Source organism: Neisseria sp. HMSC15G01, from assembly GCF_001808255.1.
Lineage (GTDB): Bacteria > Pseudomonadota > Gammaproteobacteria > Burkholderiales > Neisseriaceae > Neisseria > Neisseria subflava_A.
Map to the genome: position 1 here is coordinate 17,663 of NZ_KV792686.1, position 15,545 is coordinate 33,207.

The 15,545-nt window shown below is 47.6% G+C and carries 17 protein-coding genes and 1 tRNA gene; 9 read left to right on the top strand and 9 right to left on the bottom strand.

Annotated features, from left to right (window positions below):
* Positions 1–42 precede the first annotated feature (42 nt).
* The 3 genes from metE to iscX all read right to left on the bottom strand — a co-directional run bounded on the left by metE (position 43) and on the right by iscX (position 3,659).
* Complete coding sequence (gene metE / locus HMPREF3139_RS06530) at positions 43–2,319, bottom strand: 5-methyltetrahydropteroyltriglutamate--homocysteine S-methyltransferase (protein WP_070461310.1); 2,277 nt, start codon at positions 2,317–2,319, stop codon at positions 43–45.
* An 89-nt stretch (positions 2,320–2,408) separates the two neighbouring features.
* Positions 2,409–3,290 carry a methylenetetrahydrofolate reductase gene (metF, locus tag HMPREF3139_RS06535; RefSeq protein ID WP_049323818.1) on the bottom strand — a complete coding sequence of 294 codons (882 nt, stop codon included), beginning with the start codon at positions 3,288–3,290 and terminating at the stop codon, positions 2,409–2,411.
* A gap of 171 nt (positions 3,291–3,461) precedes the next feature.
* The gene (gene iscX / locus HMPREF3139_RS06540) at positions 3,462–3,659 is read right to left on the bottom strand and encodes a Fe-S cluster assembly protein IscX (protein WP_070461311.1); all 198 of its coding nucleotides are present in this window, start codon (positions 3,657–3,659) and stop codon (positions 3,462–3,464) included.
* A gap of 315 nt (positions 3,660–3,974) precedes the next feature.
* Between iscX and HMPREF3139_RS06545 the strand changes: the two genes are divergently transcribed.
* Positions 3,975–4,595 (top strand): hypothetical protein, encoded by a 621-nt coding sequence (locus tag HMPREF3139_RS06545; RefSeq protein WP_070461312.1) that lies wholly within the window; start codon positions 3,975–3,977, stop codon positions 4,593–4,595.
* A 75-nt stretch (positions 4,596–4,670) separates the two neighbouring features.
* Here HMPREF3139_RS06545 and fdx read toward each other — a convergent pair whose 3' ends face one another.
* From fdx to hscA, 4 genes are all read right to left on the bottom strand, one after another.
* Entirely contained in the window at positions 4,671–5,012 is a 342-nt protein-coding gene (gene fdx, locus HMPREF3139_RS06550) for an ISC system 2Fe-2S type ferredoxin (RefSeq protein ID WP_003686005.1), read from the bottom strand.
* Between the two features lie 92 nt (positions 5,013–5,104).
* A complete protein-coding gene (locus HMPREF3139_RS06555) occupies positions 5,105–5,467 on the bottom strand; it encodes a TIGR02328 family protein (RefSeq protein WP_070461313.1) in 363 nt (120 codons plus the stop codon).
* A 5-nt stretch (positions 5,468–5,472) separates the two neighbouring features.
* Positions 5,473–6,093 (bottom strand): GIY-YIG nuclease family protein, encoded by a 621-nt coding sequence (locus tag HMPREF3139_RS06560; protein ID WP_070461314.1) that lies wholly within the window; start codon positions 6,091–6,093, stop codon positions 5,473–5,475.
* 82 nt (positions 6,094–6,175) lie between these two features.
* Complete coding sequence (gene hscA / locus HMPREF3139_RS06565; protein WP_070461315.1) at positions 6,176–8,035, bottom strand: Fe-S protein assembly chaperone HscA; 1,860 nt, start codon at positions 8,033–8,035, stop codon at positions 6,176–6,178.
* Between the two features lie 245 nt (positions 8,036–8,280).
* Here hscA and rpsF point away from each other — a divergent pair, with 245 nt between their 5' ends.
* The 5 genes from rpsF (at position 8,281) to mltB (ending at position 10,944) form a co-directional block, all read left to right on the top strand.
* Positions 8,281–8,652, top strand: a complete 372-nt coding sequence (rpsF, locus tag HMPREF3139_RS06570) for a 30S ribosomal protein S6 (protein ID WP_070461316.1) — start codon at positions 8,281–8,283, stop codon at positions 8,650–8,652.
* On the top strand, positions 8,649–8,951 hold the full coding sequence (priB, locus tag HMPREF3139_RS06575; protein WP_191620669.1) for a primosomal replication protein N: 303 nt from the start codon (positions 8,649–8,651) through the stop codon (positions 8,949–8,951). The genes rpsF and priB overlap by 4 nt, the downstream gene beginning before the upstream one ends.
* Positions 8,952–8,957: 6 nt before the next feature.
* Positions 8,958–9,188, top strand: coding sequence for a 30S ribosomal protein S18 (gene rpsR, locus HMPREF3139_RS06580; protein WP_003678863.1), 231 nt, complete (start codon positions 8,958–8,960; stop codon positions 9,186–9,188).
* A gap of 16 nt (positions 9,189–9,204) precedes the next feature.
* The gene (gene rplI / locus HMPREF3139_RS06585; protein ID WP_003678862.1) at positions 9,205–9,657 is read left to right on the top strand and encodes a 50S ribosomal protein L9; all 453 of its coding nucleotides are present in this window, start codon (positions 9,205–9,207) and stop codon (positions 9,655–9,657) included.
* A 207-nt stretch (positions 9,658–9,864) separates the two neighbouring features.
* Positions 9,865–10,944, top strand: coding sequence for a lytic murein transglycosylase B (gene mltB / locus HMPREF3139_RS06590; RefSeq protein WP_070461317.1), 1,080 nt, complete (start codon positions 9,865–9,867; stop codon positions 10,942–10,944).
* Between the two features lie 60 nt (positions 10,945–11,004).
* On the opposite strand, the gene HMPREF3139_RS06595 is transcribed toward mltB, so the two are convergent.
* Positions 11,005–11,718, bottom strand: a complete 714-nt coding sequence (locus tag HMPREF3139_RS06595; protein WP_070461503.1) for an aldose epimerase family protein — start codon at positions 11,716–11,718, stop codon at positions 11,005–11,007.
* A gap of 198 nt (positions 11,719–11,916) precedes the next feature.
* Here HMPREF3139_RS06595 and dnaX point away from each other — a divergent pair, with 198 nt between their 5' ends.
* From dnaX to HMPREF3139_RS06610, 3 genes are all read left to right on the top strand, one after another.
* On the top strand, positions 11,917–13,920 hold the full coding sequence (gene dnaX / locus HMPREF3139_RS06600; protein WP_070461318.1) for a DNA polymerase III subunit gamma/tau: 2,004 nt from the start codon (positions 11,917–11,919) through the stop codon (positions 13,918–13,920).
* 89 nt (positions 13,921–14,009) lie between these two features.
* The gene (locus tag HMPREF3139_RS06605) at positions 14,010–14,345 is read left to right on the top strand and encodes a YbaB/EbfC family nucleoid-associated protein (RefSeq protein ID WP_003678854.1); all 336 of its coding nucleotides are present in this window, start codon (positions 14,010–14,012) and stop codon (positions 14,343–14,345) included.
* A 168-nt stretch (positions 14,346–14,513) separates the two neighbouring features.
* A complete protein-coding gene (locus tag HMPREF3139_RS06610; protein ID WP_070461319.1) occupies positions 14,514–15,080 on the top strand; it encodes a hypothetical protein in 567 nt (188 codons plus the stop codon).
* Between the two features lie 251 nt (positions 15,081–15,331).
* Here the strand turns inward: HMPREF3139_RS06610 and HMPREF3139_RS06615 are convergent.
* Positions 15,332–15,407, bottom strand: a tRNA-Asn gene (locus tag HMPREF3139_RS06615).
* Positions 15,408–15,545: the final 138 nt, after the last annotated feature.

Below are 15,545 nucleotides of genomic sequence, written 5' to 3' on the forward strand. Positions count from 1 at the left end.
GCCGTCTGAAAATTTTCAGACGGCCTTTTCATCTAACTCACATTATTTAGCCAGTTCGGCACGCAGTTTGTGGGTTACGTTCATCATCACTTGGAGTTGTTCCAGAGTTTCTTTCCAGCCACGGGTTTTCAGGCCGCAGTCTGGGTTAACCCATAGACGTTCAACCGGTACAACCTCGATGGCTTTGCGCAACAGGTGCTCAACTTCAGCTTCAGTCGGTACGCGTGGGCTGTGGATGTCATAAACACCTGGACCGATGTCGTTCGGGTATTTGAATTCGCCGAATGCAGTCAAGAGCTCCATATCGGAACGTGAAGTTTCAATGGTGATGACGTCAGCGTCCATAGCGGCGATGGCAGGCAGGATGTCGTTGAACTCAGAGTAGCACATATGAGTGTGGATTTGGGTGCTGTCTTCGCAACCGGTAGAGGACAGGCGGAAAGATTCACCGGCCCAGTTCAGGTAGGCATCCCAATCGGCACGTTTCAAAGGCAGACCTTCGCGGATGGCAGGTTCGTCAATTTGGATGACTTTGATACCGGCTTTTTCCAGATCCAATACTTCGTCGTTCAGAGCCAGTGCGATTTGTTTGCACACGGTAGCGCGAGGAATATCGTTGCGGACGAAAGACCATTGCAGAATGGTTACAGGGCCGGTCAGCATACCTTTCATCGGGCGTTTGGTCAGGCTTTGAGCGTAAGTAGACCAAGCAACAGTCATGGCTTCAGGACGGCTTACGTCACCGAAGATGATAGGTGGTTTAACGCAGCGTGAGCCGTAGCTTTGTACCCAGCCGTATTGGGTGAACGCAAAACCGCTCAACAATTCGCCGAAGTATTCAACCATGTCGTTACGCTCGGCTTCGCCGTGTACCAGTACGTCCAAGTCCAGTTTTTCTTGCTCTTCAACCACCAAAGCGATTTCTTTTTTCATCGCGGCTTCGTAATCGGCAGCAGACAGTTCGCCTTTTTTGAAGGCTGCACGTGCTTGGCGGATTTCGGTAGTTTGTGGGAAAGAACCGATGTTGGTAGTCGGCAGCAGAGGCAGGTTCAACCATGCTTGTTGCGCTTTGATACGGTCGGCAAATGGAGATTTGCGTTGGTCTGCGTTGGCAGGCAAATCGGCCAGGCGTTTGGCAACGTCTGCACGGTGGATTTCACTGCTGTTGGCACGGGAGTCGGCAGCAGCTTGGCTGGCGGCGAGTTCTTCGGCAACAGAATCACGACCTTCGTTTAATGCAGCTTTCAGAACGCGCAATTCTTGAGTTTTTTGCAGGGTGAATGCCAACCAAGAGTACAGATCAGGTTTATTGGCTTTCAGTTTTTCTTCAACTGACAAGTCAAATGGAGTGTGCAGCAGAGAGCAAGAGCTGGAGATCCACAAACGGTCGCCCAGTTTGGCTTGCAGAGGCTCAACAGTTTCCAAAACTTTGTTCAGGTTGGCGCGCCAAATGTTGCGGCCGTCGATAACGCCGGCAGACAGAACTTTGTCGTAGTCGGCAAATGCGTCCAGTTGCTCAGGGGCGCGTACCAAGTCGATGTGCAGGCCGTCAACAGGCAGGGATTTCAGCAAAGCAGCGTGTTCGGCAACAGAACCGAAGTAAGTGCTCAACAGGATTTTGGCGCTTACTTTGCTCAAAGTAGCGTAAACGTCTTTGTATGCTTCTACCCATTCTTTAGGCAGGTCAACAGTCAAAGCTGGCTCGTCGATTTGAATCCACTCGGCACCGGCTTCAACCAAAGCAGTCAGGATTTCAACGTAAACAGGCAACAGTTTAGGCAACAGGCTCAGACGGTCGAATTCAACGGCGCCTTTTTCTTTACCCACCCACAGGAAAGTCAACGGACCAACAACGGTCGGTTTGGCTTTCAGGCCCAAAGCTTGGGCTTCTTGCAGCTGTTGAACGTAGTGTTTGGCGTTGGCTTTGAATTCGGTATCGGCGTGGAATTCAGGCACCAAGTAGTGGTAGTTGGTGTCGAACCATTTGGTCATTTCGATAGCGAATTGGTCTTTGTTACCACGCGCCAGTTGGAAGAATTGTTCCAAAGACAGGTTTTGGCTGTCGAAGCCGAAGCGGGCAGGGATGGCACCGGTAGCAACTTGCAGGTCGAGGATGTGGTCGTAGAAAGTGAAATCGCCTACGGCAACGTAATCGGTGTTGGCAGCAGCTTGGTGTTTCCAGTTTTTCTCGCGCAAGTCTTTAGCAACAGCCAGCAATTCTTGCTCGCTGATTTCTTTGCGCCAGTATTTTTCTTGTGCGAATTTCAATTCGCGGAAGGCACCGACGCGCGGGAAGCCTGAAAAATGTAATGTTGTCATGTTAACTCTCCTAGTTGGAATTTTGAATCAGGCCGGTATGGCCTGAATGTTCGATATTGTAAATCAGAATGGTGAGGCCGTCTGTTTTATTAACGGGGGCGTACACCCAAAATATGGCAGATGGCGTAAGTCAGTTCGCTGCGGTTGAGGGTGTAGAAGTGGAAGTCTTTGACACCTTCGCGAGAGAGGACTTTGACCATGTCGATGGCGATGCTGGCGGCAACAAGGTTGCGTGTGCCTTGGTCGTCATCCAAACCTTCGTACATTTTAGACAGCCAGCTTGGAATTTTGACGTTGGTCACTTGGGCCATTTTGGTCAATTGTTTGAAATTGGTTACAGGCAGGATGCCGGGAACGATTTCAACGTCGATGCCCATCATCACGCAACGGTCGCGGAAGCGCAGATAGCTTTCCACGTCAAAGAAGAATTGGGTGATAACGTGGTTTGCGCCCGCATCGATTTTACGTTTCAGATTGATCAAGTCGGCTTGGGCGGATTTGGCTTCAGGGTGAACCTCTGGATAGGCCGCTACGGAAATATCAAAGTCGGCCACGGAGCGCAACAGTTTGACCAAATCTTCGGCATAGAAAGGTTTTTTCTCGTAGCCGGGCGGCTCGTCGCCACGCAGGGCGACAATGCGGCGGATACCGCTGTCCCAATAATCTTTGGCGATTTGGCGCAACTCGTCAGGGCTGGCGTCGATACCGGTCAGGTGGGGGGCTGCGTCAAGGCCGGTTTCTTGTTTGATGCGTTTAACGATACTGTGTGTGCGGTCGCGTTCGCCGGAGTTTGCACCGTAAGTTACGGAAACGAATTTCGGATGCAAGGTTTGCAGGCGATGGATGGAATCCCATAGCATGGTTTCCATTTGTTCGTTTTTCGGCGGGAAAAATTCGAACGAAACATTGATGTCGCCTTTCAAATCAGAAAGGCTGTTGTTTAAAGCGGCGATTTCTCGAGCGTGATTCATGGTTATGCACCTTCTGCATATCTTTTATTTGTTGTCAGACTGCATAATAAATTTGAGGTCAGTATGAGTCAATTTCGAAATTTTCCAAAATTGTATGAATAGATTTAATAAAGACCTCAGGCCGTCTGAAAAATAGCCTGAGGTCTTGTTTGATAGGGAAGGGAAGAAAGCTTATTCTGCTTCATCTATCCATGCTTGTTGCACGGCTTCGAGAATGCGCTCGCCGCAACGCGCCGGATCATCGTCAAATCCAGGCAAAGCCATAATCAGATCACGCAGTTGGGTAAAGCGTACGGTTTTCGGGTCGATGCTGTCACCGTGTAAGTCGTAGAGTTCTTCGGCGATGCGTTGGGTATCTGTCCATTTCATGATGTGTTCCTTTATTGGGTTTGGGCTAATAGTAATTATTTTAATCAAGAAGAAGTCGGACTGCCAGAATGTTTTACTGCAGATGCGGATATAAATAATGCGGGTATTTTTTAACAAAATAGCATATTTGCGTTAAAATACGGCACGACACTTAAAAACTACGGCACATTCGCTTTGAATTTGCCGTTTTATATATTTTATTCCGTTTTGAATGATGGTTTGCGCATGAATAATTTACATTATCTCAATGCAACCAAATCATTTGGAACGGCTCTTAATACGAAATCCATCGCTTAAAAATAAAAGGAAAAAAAGATGAATAACGCACTCAACGCCAAGCTATCCAAACTAATTTACGCGCTTGCTTCAGATGATCCGGAGTATCTGTCTAAAGCAGGCGCATTTGACCGTTTGCTGCTGTTGGTTCGCGAACTTTATCGGATGCTGGACGAAACAGAAGGTTTGAAGCAGCTGGTGTTCCGTCTGTATTACGGCAAGCACTATGGCTTAATTAAACTGGATGCCGCTTCGCCCAATGACGATGCAGGCGCGTTGAGGTTGAAACGTTGGATGGTTTATTCGCGGATCGCAGAGCGTATCGAAAAGTGCGGCAAGCATTTGTCGGTCGTGCTTGAAGATGCGGCGTTGGAAAATGGCGTGGACAAATCTCATTATATAGATGAAGCCAATGCCATTATCGAGCGTTTCGGTTTGGTAAGGGATGAGGCTGCGCTTTCAGCCATCGAGGCAGAGGAAGCGTTAAAGGCAGAGGCTGAACTGCCGACAGTAAATAAATCTCAGAATGCTGCTCCCCGTTATAACGGCAATATGCATCAAATCAGAATGCAAGAAAAAATTGAAAATTACTCCGCTACGCAGAAAGTGGCCTCCATGCAGATTTCGCGTATGCGTTTTATTTTCCCTCATATCAAATAATTTGCTGCATAACCAAAAGGCCGTCTGAAAACCATGAATTTGTGGTTTCAGACGGCCTTTTCATTAAACCTCGTTTTAATGGTCTTCGCGAGCGTGGTTGATTGTATATTTAGGAATTTCTACGACCAAATCTTCATCGGCAACGACTGCCTGACAGCTCAAGCGTGAATCAGCTTCCAAACCCCATGCTTGGTCGAGCAGGTCTTCTTCCAATTCGGTCGGTTCTTCCAGGCTGTCAAAACCTTTGCGGATAATCACGTGGCAGGTGGTGCAGGCGCAGGATTTTTCGCAGGCATGATCGACTTCGATGTCATGGTCGAGCAGTACGTCAAGGACGGTTTGGCCTTCCGGCGCGTCTTCGATAACCGCGCCTTCAGGGCATAATGTCGCGTGTGGGAGTACGGTAATTTTTGGCATTTTTATTGTCTCGGTTGTTTAAGAGTGGTTGTGGTTAAAGTGGTTTCAGACGGCCTTGGATATTCAATATTCAGGCCGTCTGAAAAATGGGTTTATAACATGATGCCTTTACTTCTTAAATTTTCCAAACACTCGTCCAGATAAGCATCATCATGTTCGGCATAAATCGGCGAAGTAGCTGTTTCAGCCGCGTGTGAATGGTATGGGGCAGCGACTTTGCCGCGATATAGCGGGTCTTTCCATAAAGCATCCGGTTTGTAACCGCGCTTTTCCATCTCATCCATAATCAACGCGTGATATAGATAGAGTTTGTAGGGCGAATGGGTAAAAACGTAATTAACCGTCGCATGCGGCCTGCCCCAGCCCGCTCCGCGTAAAGCGGCGCATTCGCGGTGTTGCCCCAAAAGCTGGGCACGGGGGAGTAGGGGGATAAGGGTTTGGTGCCAGAGTCTCATTGTGATTAAAATAATTTTAAATATTCTGTGTAAGCTTTCTCTAAATTTTCTTTTGAATAGGTAGTATAAATATGAAGACCTTCTTCAATTTCAGTAGTTAGCTTTGAACCACTTGTCCCAAAGTATTCGTCTTTATATAAACGGACTTTGGAATTTTTGGGTTTATATGCATTTTCTGAAGAGATGAGATTTCTTAATATGGAAGGATTTTGTTGGTGCTTTTCCTTGATAAAGTCGATAAATGCACTTCTGTTTACTTCAAAGATTTTTTCTTGATGATGTTCTTCGACGGTTTTTTCAAAACCTAACTCTGCTATTTCATTTTTAGGAAATACAATTTCGCCTCTTAATGAGAGAAAAAGCCTTTTCGCAAGATTTTCATCAATTGCAAAAAGCTCAGTTTCTCCTATTTGGCTTTTGCCGAAAATTTCATGAAGTAAGGTTTCTTTTTCTTTATAGTTGTCGGTTTTAATGGCTAGAATGCGTTCTAACCCGGCAACGTTTGCGTAGCCGTTGTTTTCCAAATGGCGCATTCTAGTTTCAAAATTATTTTCGTCAGTAATACCAATTTTATATACGCCTTTGATGACGGTTTTCATCAGGAAGACAATGCCTGCTTTTTCCATTGTTGTCCTTTATTTTTATTTCTGTATGAAGATATCTTTTCAGACGGCCTTTTTATCAAAGGCCGCCTGAAACCATTTGCCGTCAAATATTATCAACGCTTTGTCCTGTCAATGCGCGTTGGATGTTGCGGTTCATGCGTTTGGCGGCGAAGTTGTCGGTGCTGTGGCTGAGCTTGGTGACGGCGGCACGGATGTCTTCGGCTTTGCCGTCTTTCAGACGGCCTTGCAAGTTGGCGATGTCTTGTTGAATCTGTTGCAATTCTTCGGCTTCCAACAAATCTCTGTCTAACTCAAGGGCTGCGTTGACAGCGTCGGTTAAGCTTTCGGCTTCGACTACGGCTTCGGCGCGTGCGCGTGCGGCCATGTCTTCGGCAGCGTTGCTCATGCTGTCTTTGAGCATTTGGGTAATGGTGCCGTCGTCCAAGCCGTAGGAAGGTTTGACTTCGATTTGCGCCTGTACGCCGGTGCTTTGTTCTTGTGCGGAAACGGACAGCAAACCGTCGGCATCAACTTGGAAGGTCACGCGGATACGCGCTGCGCCTGCTGCCATGGGCGGAATACCGCGCAGGGTAAATTTGGCAAGGCTGCGGCAGTCGGAAACGAGTTCGCGCTCGCCTTGAACGACGTGTATCGTCATGGCAGTTTGACCGTCTTTGAAAGTGGTAAAGTCCTGCGCACGCGCGGTAGGAATGGTAGAGTTGCGAGGAATGATTTTCTCGGCAAGACCGCCGTAGGTTTCCAGACCAAGCGATAAAGGTGTAACGTCAAGCAGTAGCCATTCGCCGTCGGTTTTGTTGCCGGCAAGGACGTTTGCTTGTATGGCGGCACCGAGTGCAACCACTTCGTCAGGATTGAGGTTGTTCAGCGGGGTTTGGCCAAAGAATGTGGCAACTGCTTGTTGAACGTGCAACATGCGGGTAGAGCCGCCAACCATAATCACGCCTTTGACATCTGCCTTGGTTACGCCTGCGTCTTTCAAAGCCTGTTTGACGGGCTCGATGGTTTTTTGTACCAGATTTTGGGTCAGATTGTGAAACTCTTGGCGGGTAATGACGGTATGAACTTTATGGCCGTCTGAAAGTGTGGTTTCGATGACGGCTTCGGTTTGAGTGGTCAGTTTTTCTTTGGCGGTACGGACAAGGGAAAGCAGAAGTTGGCTGTCTTGTTCGTTGAGTTTGGAAAGGTCGTTTTGTTCGAGCAGGTAGCAGAACAAACGATGGTCGAAGTCATCGCCGCCCAATGCGCTGTTGCCGCCGGTGGCTTTAACTTCAAACAATCCTTTGGTCAGTTGCAATACTGATACGTCGAATGTACCACCGCCCAGGTCGTAAACGACAAACGTGCCTTCTGAAGCGTTGTCCAGTCCGTAGGCGATTGCGGCGGCGGTCGGCTCGTTGAGGAGGCGCAATACATTCAAGCCTGCCAAGCGTGCGGCATCTTTGGTGGCTTGACGTTGGGCATCGTCGAAATAGGCAGGTACGGTAATGACGGCACCGACCAAATCGCCGCCTAATGTTTCTTCGGCACGCGATTTAAGGGCTTTGAGGATTTCAGCCGATACTTCGATAGGCGTTTTTGCACCTTGACGGGTGTTTAACTCGACCACGCGCTCATTGGGTGTAAATCGATAGGGCAGGTATTGCGCCTCTTGTGCGAGGTCGGTAAGGGTGCGGCCGATCAGGCGTTTGGCGGAGCTGACTGTATTTAGCGGATCGGTTTTTTGGGCAGAAAGGGCGTTTTTGCCGACTTCAACTTCGCCATCCAAATAACGGACAACCGAAGGCAGGGTGGCGCGGCCGTCTGAATCAGGCAGGCAGACTGCGCTGCCGCTGCGGACTGTGGCAACCAAGCTGTTGGTTGTGCCTAAATCAATGCCTACGGCGAGGCGGTGTTGATGGGGGGCGGCGGACATGCCGGGTTCTGAAATCTGCAAAAGAGCCATGATTGTGTGCCTTCTGATGCTGTATTTATTAGGATGGGGCAGATTTTAGCAGATTTTTGGCAGATAGTTGAGTGGTTTGCTAGGAAATAACCATAAGGCCTATTGTTGTTTTTTAATTGAAAAGAAAGTGGATTTTGAATCCGGACTTGTATTTTTTAAGAAATGCGGATAAAATTCAGCCTCTTTGCCTTGCCTTTTACTTCGCATGGTGAAAGGCTGTTTTTAATCATCCATAAGGAGATAACATGCGTCATTACGAGATCGTGTTTATCGTTCATCCTGATCAAAGCGAGCAAGTGCCTGCTATGGTTGAGCGTTACAAAACCATGATTACTGAAGCCAGCGGTAAAATCCACCGTTTGGAAGACTGGGGCCGTCGTCAATTGGCTTACCCAATCAACAAAATCCACAAAGCACATTATGTTTTGATGTATATCGAAACTACTCCTGAAGTGGTTGAAGAGCTGGAAACTGCTTTCCGCTTCAATGATGCCGTACTGCGTCACCTGACCATCAAAACAAAACACGCTGTAACTGAAGCTTCTCCAATGTTGGGCGGCGAAAAAGCAAAAAATTTGCTGAACGGTGCAGCTGAAGAAGTTGCAGCAGCCGAATAAGATTGAACAATCTGATTAAGCTTACCGCCCGTATCTTACAGGTTCAGCCTTTGAGATACACGCCGGCAGGAATTCCTGTTTTAGATGTTGTGTTACAACATGAATCTTGGCAGGAAGAAAACGGACAGAAATGTCTGGTCAAATTTGAAATTCCCGCGCGGATTTTAGGTAAGCAGGCTGAGGAATGGCAGTATCGGCAAGATGCTATCATCGAGTCGGAAGGATTTTTGGCGCAACGCAGCCAACGCTTCCCCAAGCCGGTACTACGCATACAGAACATTAAAGAATATAAAGGTTAAACGACAATGGCTCGTCAATCATTCAAACGTAGAAAATTCTGCCGCTTTACGGCTGAAAAAATCCAAGAAGTTGATTACAAACAAGTTGATTTGTTGAAAGACTTCATCTCTGAAAACGGCAAAATCATCCCTGCCCGCATTACTGGTACTAAAGCACACTACCAACGTCAGTTGGCTACTGCTGTGAAACGTGCCCGTTTCCTGGCTCTGTTGCCTTACACCGATCAACACAAATAATTTTGGAGTTTAAATCATGCAAATTATTCTGTTAGAAAAAATCGGCGGTCTGGGTAACTTGGGTGACATCGTAACCGTTAAAAACGGTTACGCACGCAACTTCCTGATCCCTGCCGGTAAAGCAAAACGTGCAACCGAAGCCAACATGAAAGAATTCGAAGCACGCCGCGCTGAATTGGAAGCCAAACAAGCTGAAATCTTGGCTGATGCTAAAGCACGTCAAGAAAAACTGGAAGGCCAAACCATTACTGTTGCTCAAAAAGCCGGTGTTGATGGTCGTCTGTTCGGCTCTGTTACCAATGCTGACATCGCTGAAGCAATTGTTGCTGCCGGTATCCAAGCTGCTAAAGCAAACGTACGTCTGCCTAACGGCCCATTGAAAGCTGTTGGCGAATACGAAGTTGAAGTGGCTCTGCACACTGACGCTGTTGCTAAAATTACCGTTGCTGTTGTTGCAGCCGCTGAGTAATTGATTCATTCAAGGCCGTCTGAAAATCAAGGGTTTCCTTGGATTTCAGACGGCCTTGTCTATGTGCTTGAGTCGAAGCAAATAGGTACCGAGTTTCTATATTTTTTGGCTGATTAAAAAGATGGCAGTTGGCATAGAGAGATGATGTGTTGGACGAATATTCTTTCGTATTCGGATTTATCATAGTATTTAATAAAGAGATTATTTATGAATAAAATCAAAATCTTTGGGATGGGTCTGGCTGCTTTGGCTCTAGCTTCATGTAGTACCCCGCAAAAGCCTGCTGTCGATACAGCGAAACCTGTTGAGCCTGTTTCTTCTGCAAAACGCCCTGTATTTGATGCAGCGGCTGAATCTGTTGCCAGCAGCGGTTTTAATGAGAACGTCAATGTTCAGCAGTTTATCCAATATGAAGTAAAAAACCGCCGTTTCAGTGCGGAAGAGTTGCGCAATTTCTTTAATGGCGTGGTGTATAAAGGCAACATTATTACCATTATGTACCGCCCAAGCACTTCGCGTCCTTGGTATGAATTCCGCACCGGTAACTCTGGTGCAGCCAAATTTAACGGCGGCAGACAATTCTATGCGGCAAACCGTGCCGTAATCGATGATGTGGCACGCAAATACGGCGTACCTGCCGAATTGATTGTGGCGATTCTCGGTATCGAAACCAATTACGGCAAAAATACGGGTAGCTTCCGCGTTGCCGATGCCTTGAGTACATTGGCCTTTGATTATCCACGCCGTGCCGAGTTCTTCCAAAACGAGTTGAGCGAACTTTTGCAGATGGCAAAAGAAGAAAAAGAAAATATCTTTGACTTCAAAGGCAGCTATGCCGGTGCGATGGGTATGCCGCAATTTATGCCTTCAAGCTACCGTAAATGGGCGGTGGACTATGATGGTGATGGTCATCGCGATATTTGGAATAATGTCGGCGATGTGGCGGCTTCTGTCGCCAATTATATGAAACAGCATGGCTGGCAGACCGGCGGTAAGATGGTTGTGCCGGTAAGTCTGACGATTACTCCGCACTTGCAGGCGATTATCGATGAGAAAACTGCCTTGACGCGCACTGTCGCAGATTTCAAAGCTTTGGGTGTCGTGCCTCAAGCTGCTGTTGCGGATAATGAAAAGGCTGTATTGTATGCTTTGGAAACCAGCCCGGGCGTATTTGAATACTATTTGGGCCTGAATAACTTCTACACTGTATGGCAATACAACCACAGCCGCATGTATGTAACAGCGGTACGCGATATTGCGAATGCAATCAATAACAATGGCCTGTAAGCCATAAGAAAACCACCCATTTGGGTGGTTTTTAAGTATTTGGGGCTTTTACAGAACATTTTAAGCCATCAGTTTGATTTTCATGGCGTAACGTTTTTTGCTGTGCCCTGAAACAAACTGTCCGCCTTTTGCAGGGGATAAAAACGCATTGCCTTCTGCGGTTGGTTCTGCACAAGTATATTGGCCGTTTCTATCGCTCCAGAGGGCATACACAGGCAGATTGTGGGTGCGGATATCCAGTTTCAAGCCGTTAAATGCAACGTGTGCATCCTGGTCGGAGGAAACAAATTCGGTATGGGAGATATAGTCGGCATCGTATGGCGCGCCGTTGAAATCAAATTGTGTACCTGCGGCGGTAAAGTAGGGGTGGAATCCCGGAGACGTGCGGACGGGCGATTCGCCGTAATTGCAGACAGTTAGGATGGCGATGGCTTCATTTTCGTTAGGCAGACTGTAATCAAGCAACCATTCGACGTGTTCATAGCCTTTTTCTGTGCTGATTAATTTCAAGCCGATATCCGATTCATTTTGATGGCGGATTTCCCAGTCTGAAGTTCTGCCGAAACCATGTTGAGCTAGATGATTTTTGCTGTCCGGTCCGAATTGGGGTAAGCAGACGTGCATGCCGCCGCGTAATTTTGTATCATCGCCCACGTGGACGCTGGTTTTCGGAAACAAGACTTCCCGTCCTTTTAGAATCAGGGAGTCAATATATCCGCCCATTGTATTGACTTGCATAGTGGCTGATTGGTTGCGTAGTATGATTTCAGGCATAATGATTTTAGCTTCAAATTGTTTATCATTTGTGTGGCATTCTAACATTGCGATGACATGCTGTCGCTGCCAGCTTGATAGAAAATCCTTAATAAAAATCAAAAAAATGCTAGAATATATGCCATTTTCTGAGGCCGTCTGAAGAGCGGATAATTCTTTTCAGACGGCCTTCCGATTTATTTCCCGTAGAGAAACAACATGGCTTATCAAGTTCTTGCACGAAAATGGCGTCCGAAAACCTTTGCCGATTTGGTCGGTCAGGAACACGTCGTCAAAGCCCTGCGCAACGCGCTGGACGAAGGCCGTCTGCACCATGCCTATCTGCTGACAGGGACGCGCGGTGTGGGCAAGACCACGATTGCCAGGATTTTGGCCAAGAGCTTGAACTGCGAAAATGCCGTGCATGGCGAGCCGTGCGGTCAGTGTGAAAGCTGTACGCAAATCGACAGCGGCCGTTATGTGGACTTATTGGAAATCGACGCGGCATCGAATACCGGCATCGATAATATCCGCGAAGTATTGGAAAATGCGCAATACGCACCGACTGCGGGTAAATACAAAGTCTATATCATCGACGAAGTGCATATGCTTTCCAAAAGCGCGTTCAATGCCATGCTGAAGACTTTGGAAGAACCGCCTGAACACGTTAAATTCATTTTGGCGACCACCGATCCGCACAAAGTCCCCATTACCGTATTGAGCCGCTGTTTGCAGTTTGTTTTGCGCAACATGACAATCCAGCAGGTTGCCGAGCATTTGGCACATGTTTTGGACCGTGAAAACGTTCCTTATCAGCCGCAGGCCTTGCAGCTTTTAGGACGCGCCGCCGCCGGCTCGATGCGCGATGCGTTGAGCCTTTTGGATCAGGCGATTGCCATGGGTTCGGGTAAAGTGGCCGAACAAGATGTCCGCCAAATGATCGGAGCGGTCGATAAACAATACTTGTTTGAATTGCTTGAAGGAATCATCAATCAAAACGGTGAGGCCTTGCTGGAAAAAGCTCAGGAAATGTCCGCCAGAGCGATTGGTTTTGATAGCGCATTGGCAGAATTGGCCATGCTGTTGCAACGTTTGGCTTTGATTCAAACTATTCCTTCCGCCTTGGCAAATGACGACCCTGAACGTGAAACCTTGCTTCGTTTAAGTCAAGCCTTGAGTGGCGAGCAGATTCAGCTTTATTATCAATGTGCTATTCATGGCAAACAGGATTTGCCGCTGGCTCCGGATGAGTATGCTGGTTTTGTCATGACGCTTTTGCGCATGCTTGCATTTGCGCCGTTGGCCGCTTCGGGTTGCGATACGCAAAGTCAGATTGAACACACGGATTTGCATTCCGACCATCAGAAAGCTGAGGCTGAAAAAAAGCCTTTTCAGCTGCCGAAATCTGAGCCGATAGCAGCACCGGCGGTTGAGGAAGAGGCTGTTTTTGCCAAGCAGGATACCGTTGAAAAGCCGTCTGAAGAAACCGTTCAGTCTGTTCGGCAACAACAGACGGATGTACCGCCTTGGGAGGAAATGCCGAGCCAAGTATCGACTGAGCCGCCTCAAACTCAAACGGCGCAGATGCAAGAAACTGCGGAGCCATTGCCTGTTGCAAAAGTTCAGACGGCCCCTGAGCCGGAAACATATCCGCACATGGATGAGGAAATTCCGCCTCCGTATTTTGATGAAGCATATGTATATGAAGATTCACACCGTGCTGATGTGATGGAAGTACCGCAGCCGGTTGCGTCTGCTGAGTCTGAAGAAGAGGAGGGAGATGAAGAAGAGCTTCAGTTCGCTCCTTTGCCTGAGTTTAAAACAGAGAATTGGCACAGCATTATCGAACGCTTCGCCCGTAAATTAGGCGCGGCGCAGATGTTGGCGCAAAATGCGGCATGGACGAATTATGATGCGGAAGCAGGATTAATCATGCTGTCGTTGACGGATGAGGCCAAAGCCACTGCCAATAAAGAGCGCTTGGATAAAATCTGCCAGACGTTGAGCGAGGCCTATCATCTTGGCAATTTAAGGCTGCAAACCGAGCCTTGGCAAGATGATAAAGGCTGGGAAACGCCGGTGATGCGCCGCAAACGTATTCAAGAAGAAGGGCGGCAGCAGGCGCAAGATTTGCTGGAAGCGGATACGACGGCGCAGAAAATCTTGCAAACCTTTGAGGCGCAATGGCTGCCGGATTCTTTAGAGTTGGCAGGACATTCTTAACATACTGATATACAAGGCCGTCTGAAAGGCAATAGCGTTTTCAGACGGCATGAGTAAAACCCATTTATTCAAACCCATAGGAGTAAAACATGTTTGGAAAAGCCGGATTAGGCGGCCTGATGAAACAGGCCCAACAAATGCAGGAAAACATGAAAAAGGCACAAGCCAAGCTGGCTGAAACCGAAGTTGAAGGTGAGGCAGGCAATGGTTTGGTGAAAGTCGTGATGACCTGTTCCCACGTTGTCCGCAAACTTGAAATCAGCCCTGATTTGATTCAAGAGGCTGCTGACGATAAAGAAATGCTGGAAGATTTGGTATTGGCCGCCATCAATGCCGCTTCTGAAAAAGCCGAAGAAACCACCAACAAAACCATGGGCGCATTCACCCAAGGCCTGCCTGCAGGCATGGGAGATTTCTTCCGCTAAACCCGCGCCGCAAAGCAAACAAAGGTCGTCTGAAACACCAAAAATCAGTTTCAGACGGCCTTTGGATTATCTGTTCTGCAGATTGAAATCAACATATCGGCAGTTATTCCGCTTATTGCATTCAAATCAGCTCAATCAATATTAAAACCAACCGATACACTAAACAAAATGAAACCGTCCCTTCCCATCCGCTCACTTCTTTTAAGCTGTATACTCGCCGCAGCAAGCGCAAACAGCCTTGCCGCTGAAACTGTCATTACTTCTCCGGATAAGCAGTTCAGCGTCAGAAAAATCTGCAACCACAAAACCCAAGAATGCTCTTTCTTTGCAGGCAAAAAAGCCATCGAAAAAAATCTCCCTGAAGACAGGATAAGCCATGAATGGCTTGGCAATACTTTCGCATTAAGAATCAGCTTCGGGTCGTATGATTCCTACACCACCTTCGCCGACCGCACCCATAAGCCCCATACGCTTTCCTCCGTCATTGCCGCCGACGGCAAAACGCAATGCGCAGTGACCGCAGATAATAAAGGCGTTTCTTTCTATTCGTTATTTCATGAAAAACCGGTCAAATTCATTGCCGCAAACGACAAAAAATTCGGCTTCACCCGAGATGTTGCCACGCTGGAATCCGTTGTCAAAGCAGAATTCAAAGGCAAGAAAGTCCACATGACGTATATGAACAAAGCCGAACGCAATGTCTCGGTCGTTTTGGACAATCCGTGTGTGAAATGATGTGTCAAGTTTAAGGCCGTCTGAAAAGACGCTGTCCATTTCAAAACGAAACAGCCCGAAACCTGACTGAAAAAGGTTTCGGGCTGTTTGCATTTGTTCGCCAGACGAAGCGGGTAAGGCGTAAGGCGTGCCAGTTTTGGGGATAGAGACCTTTGCAAAGGTTTCATGAGGGTTCAGGGCTTTTTTGGAAAAGAACAATCGTTCCTTATTGATGTAAAAAAGCCTGAACAGAAGTTCAGGCTTTTAAAATTTGGCTCCCCGACCTGGGCTCGAACCAGGGACCTGCGGATTAACAGTCCGTCGCTCTACCGACTGAGCTATCGGGGAATGGGGCGTATTATAATGGCTGGAAAAAATGTGTCAATCCATATTTTCAAGAAAATGGTGCAAAATATTTCAAATGTTTGAATGTTAAAAATATTTTGTAATCAAGTTTCACAGGCTTCCAGCCGTTTCAGACGGCCT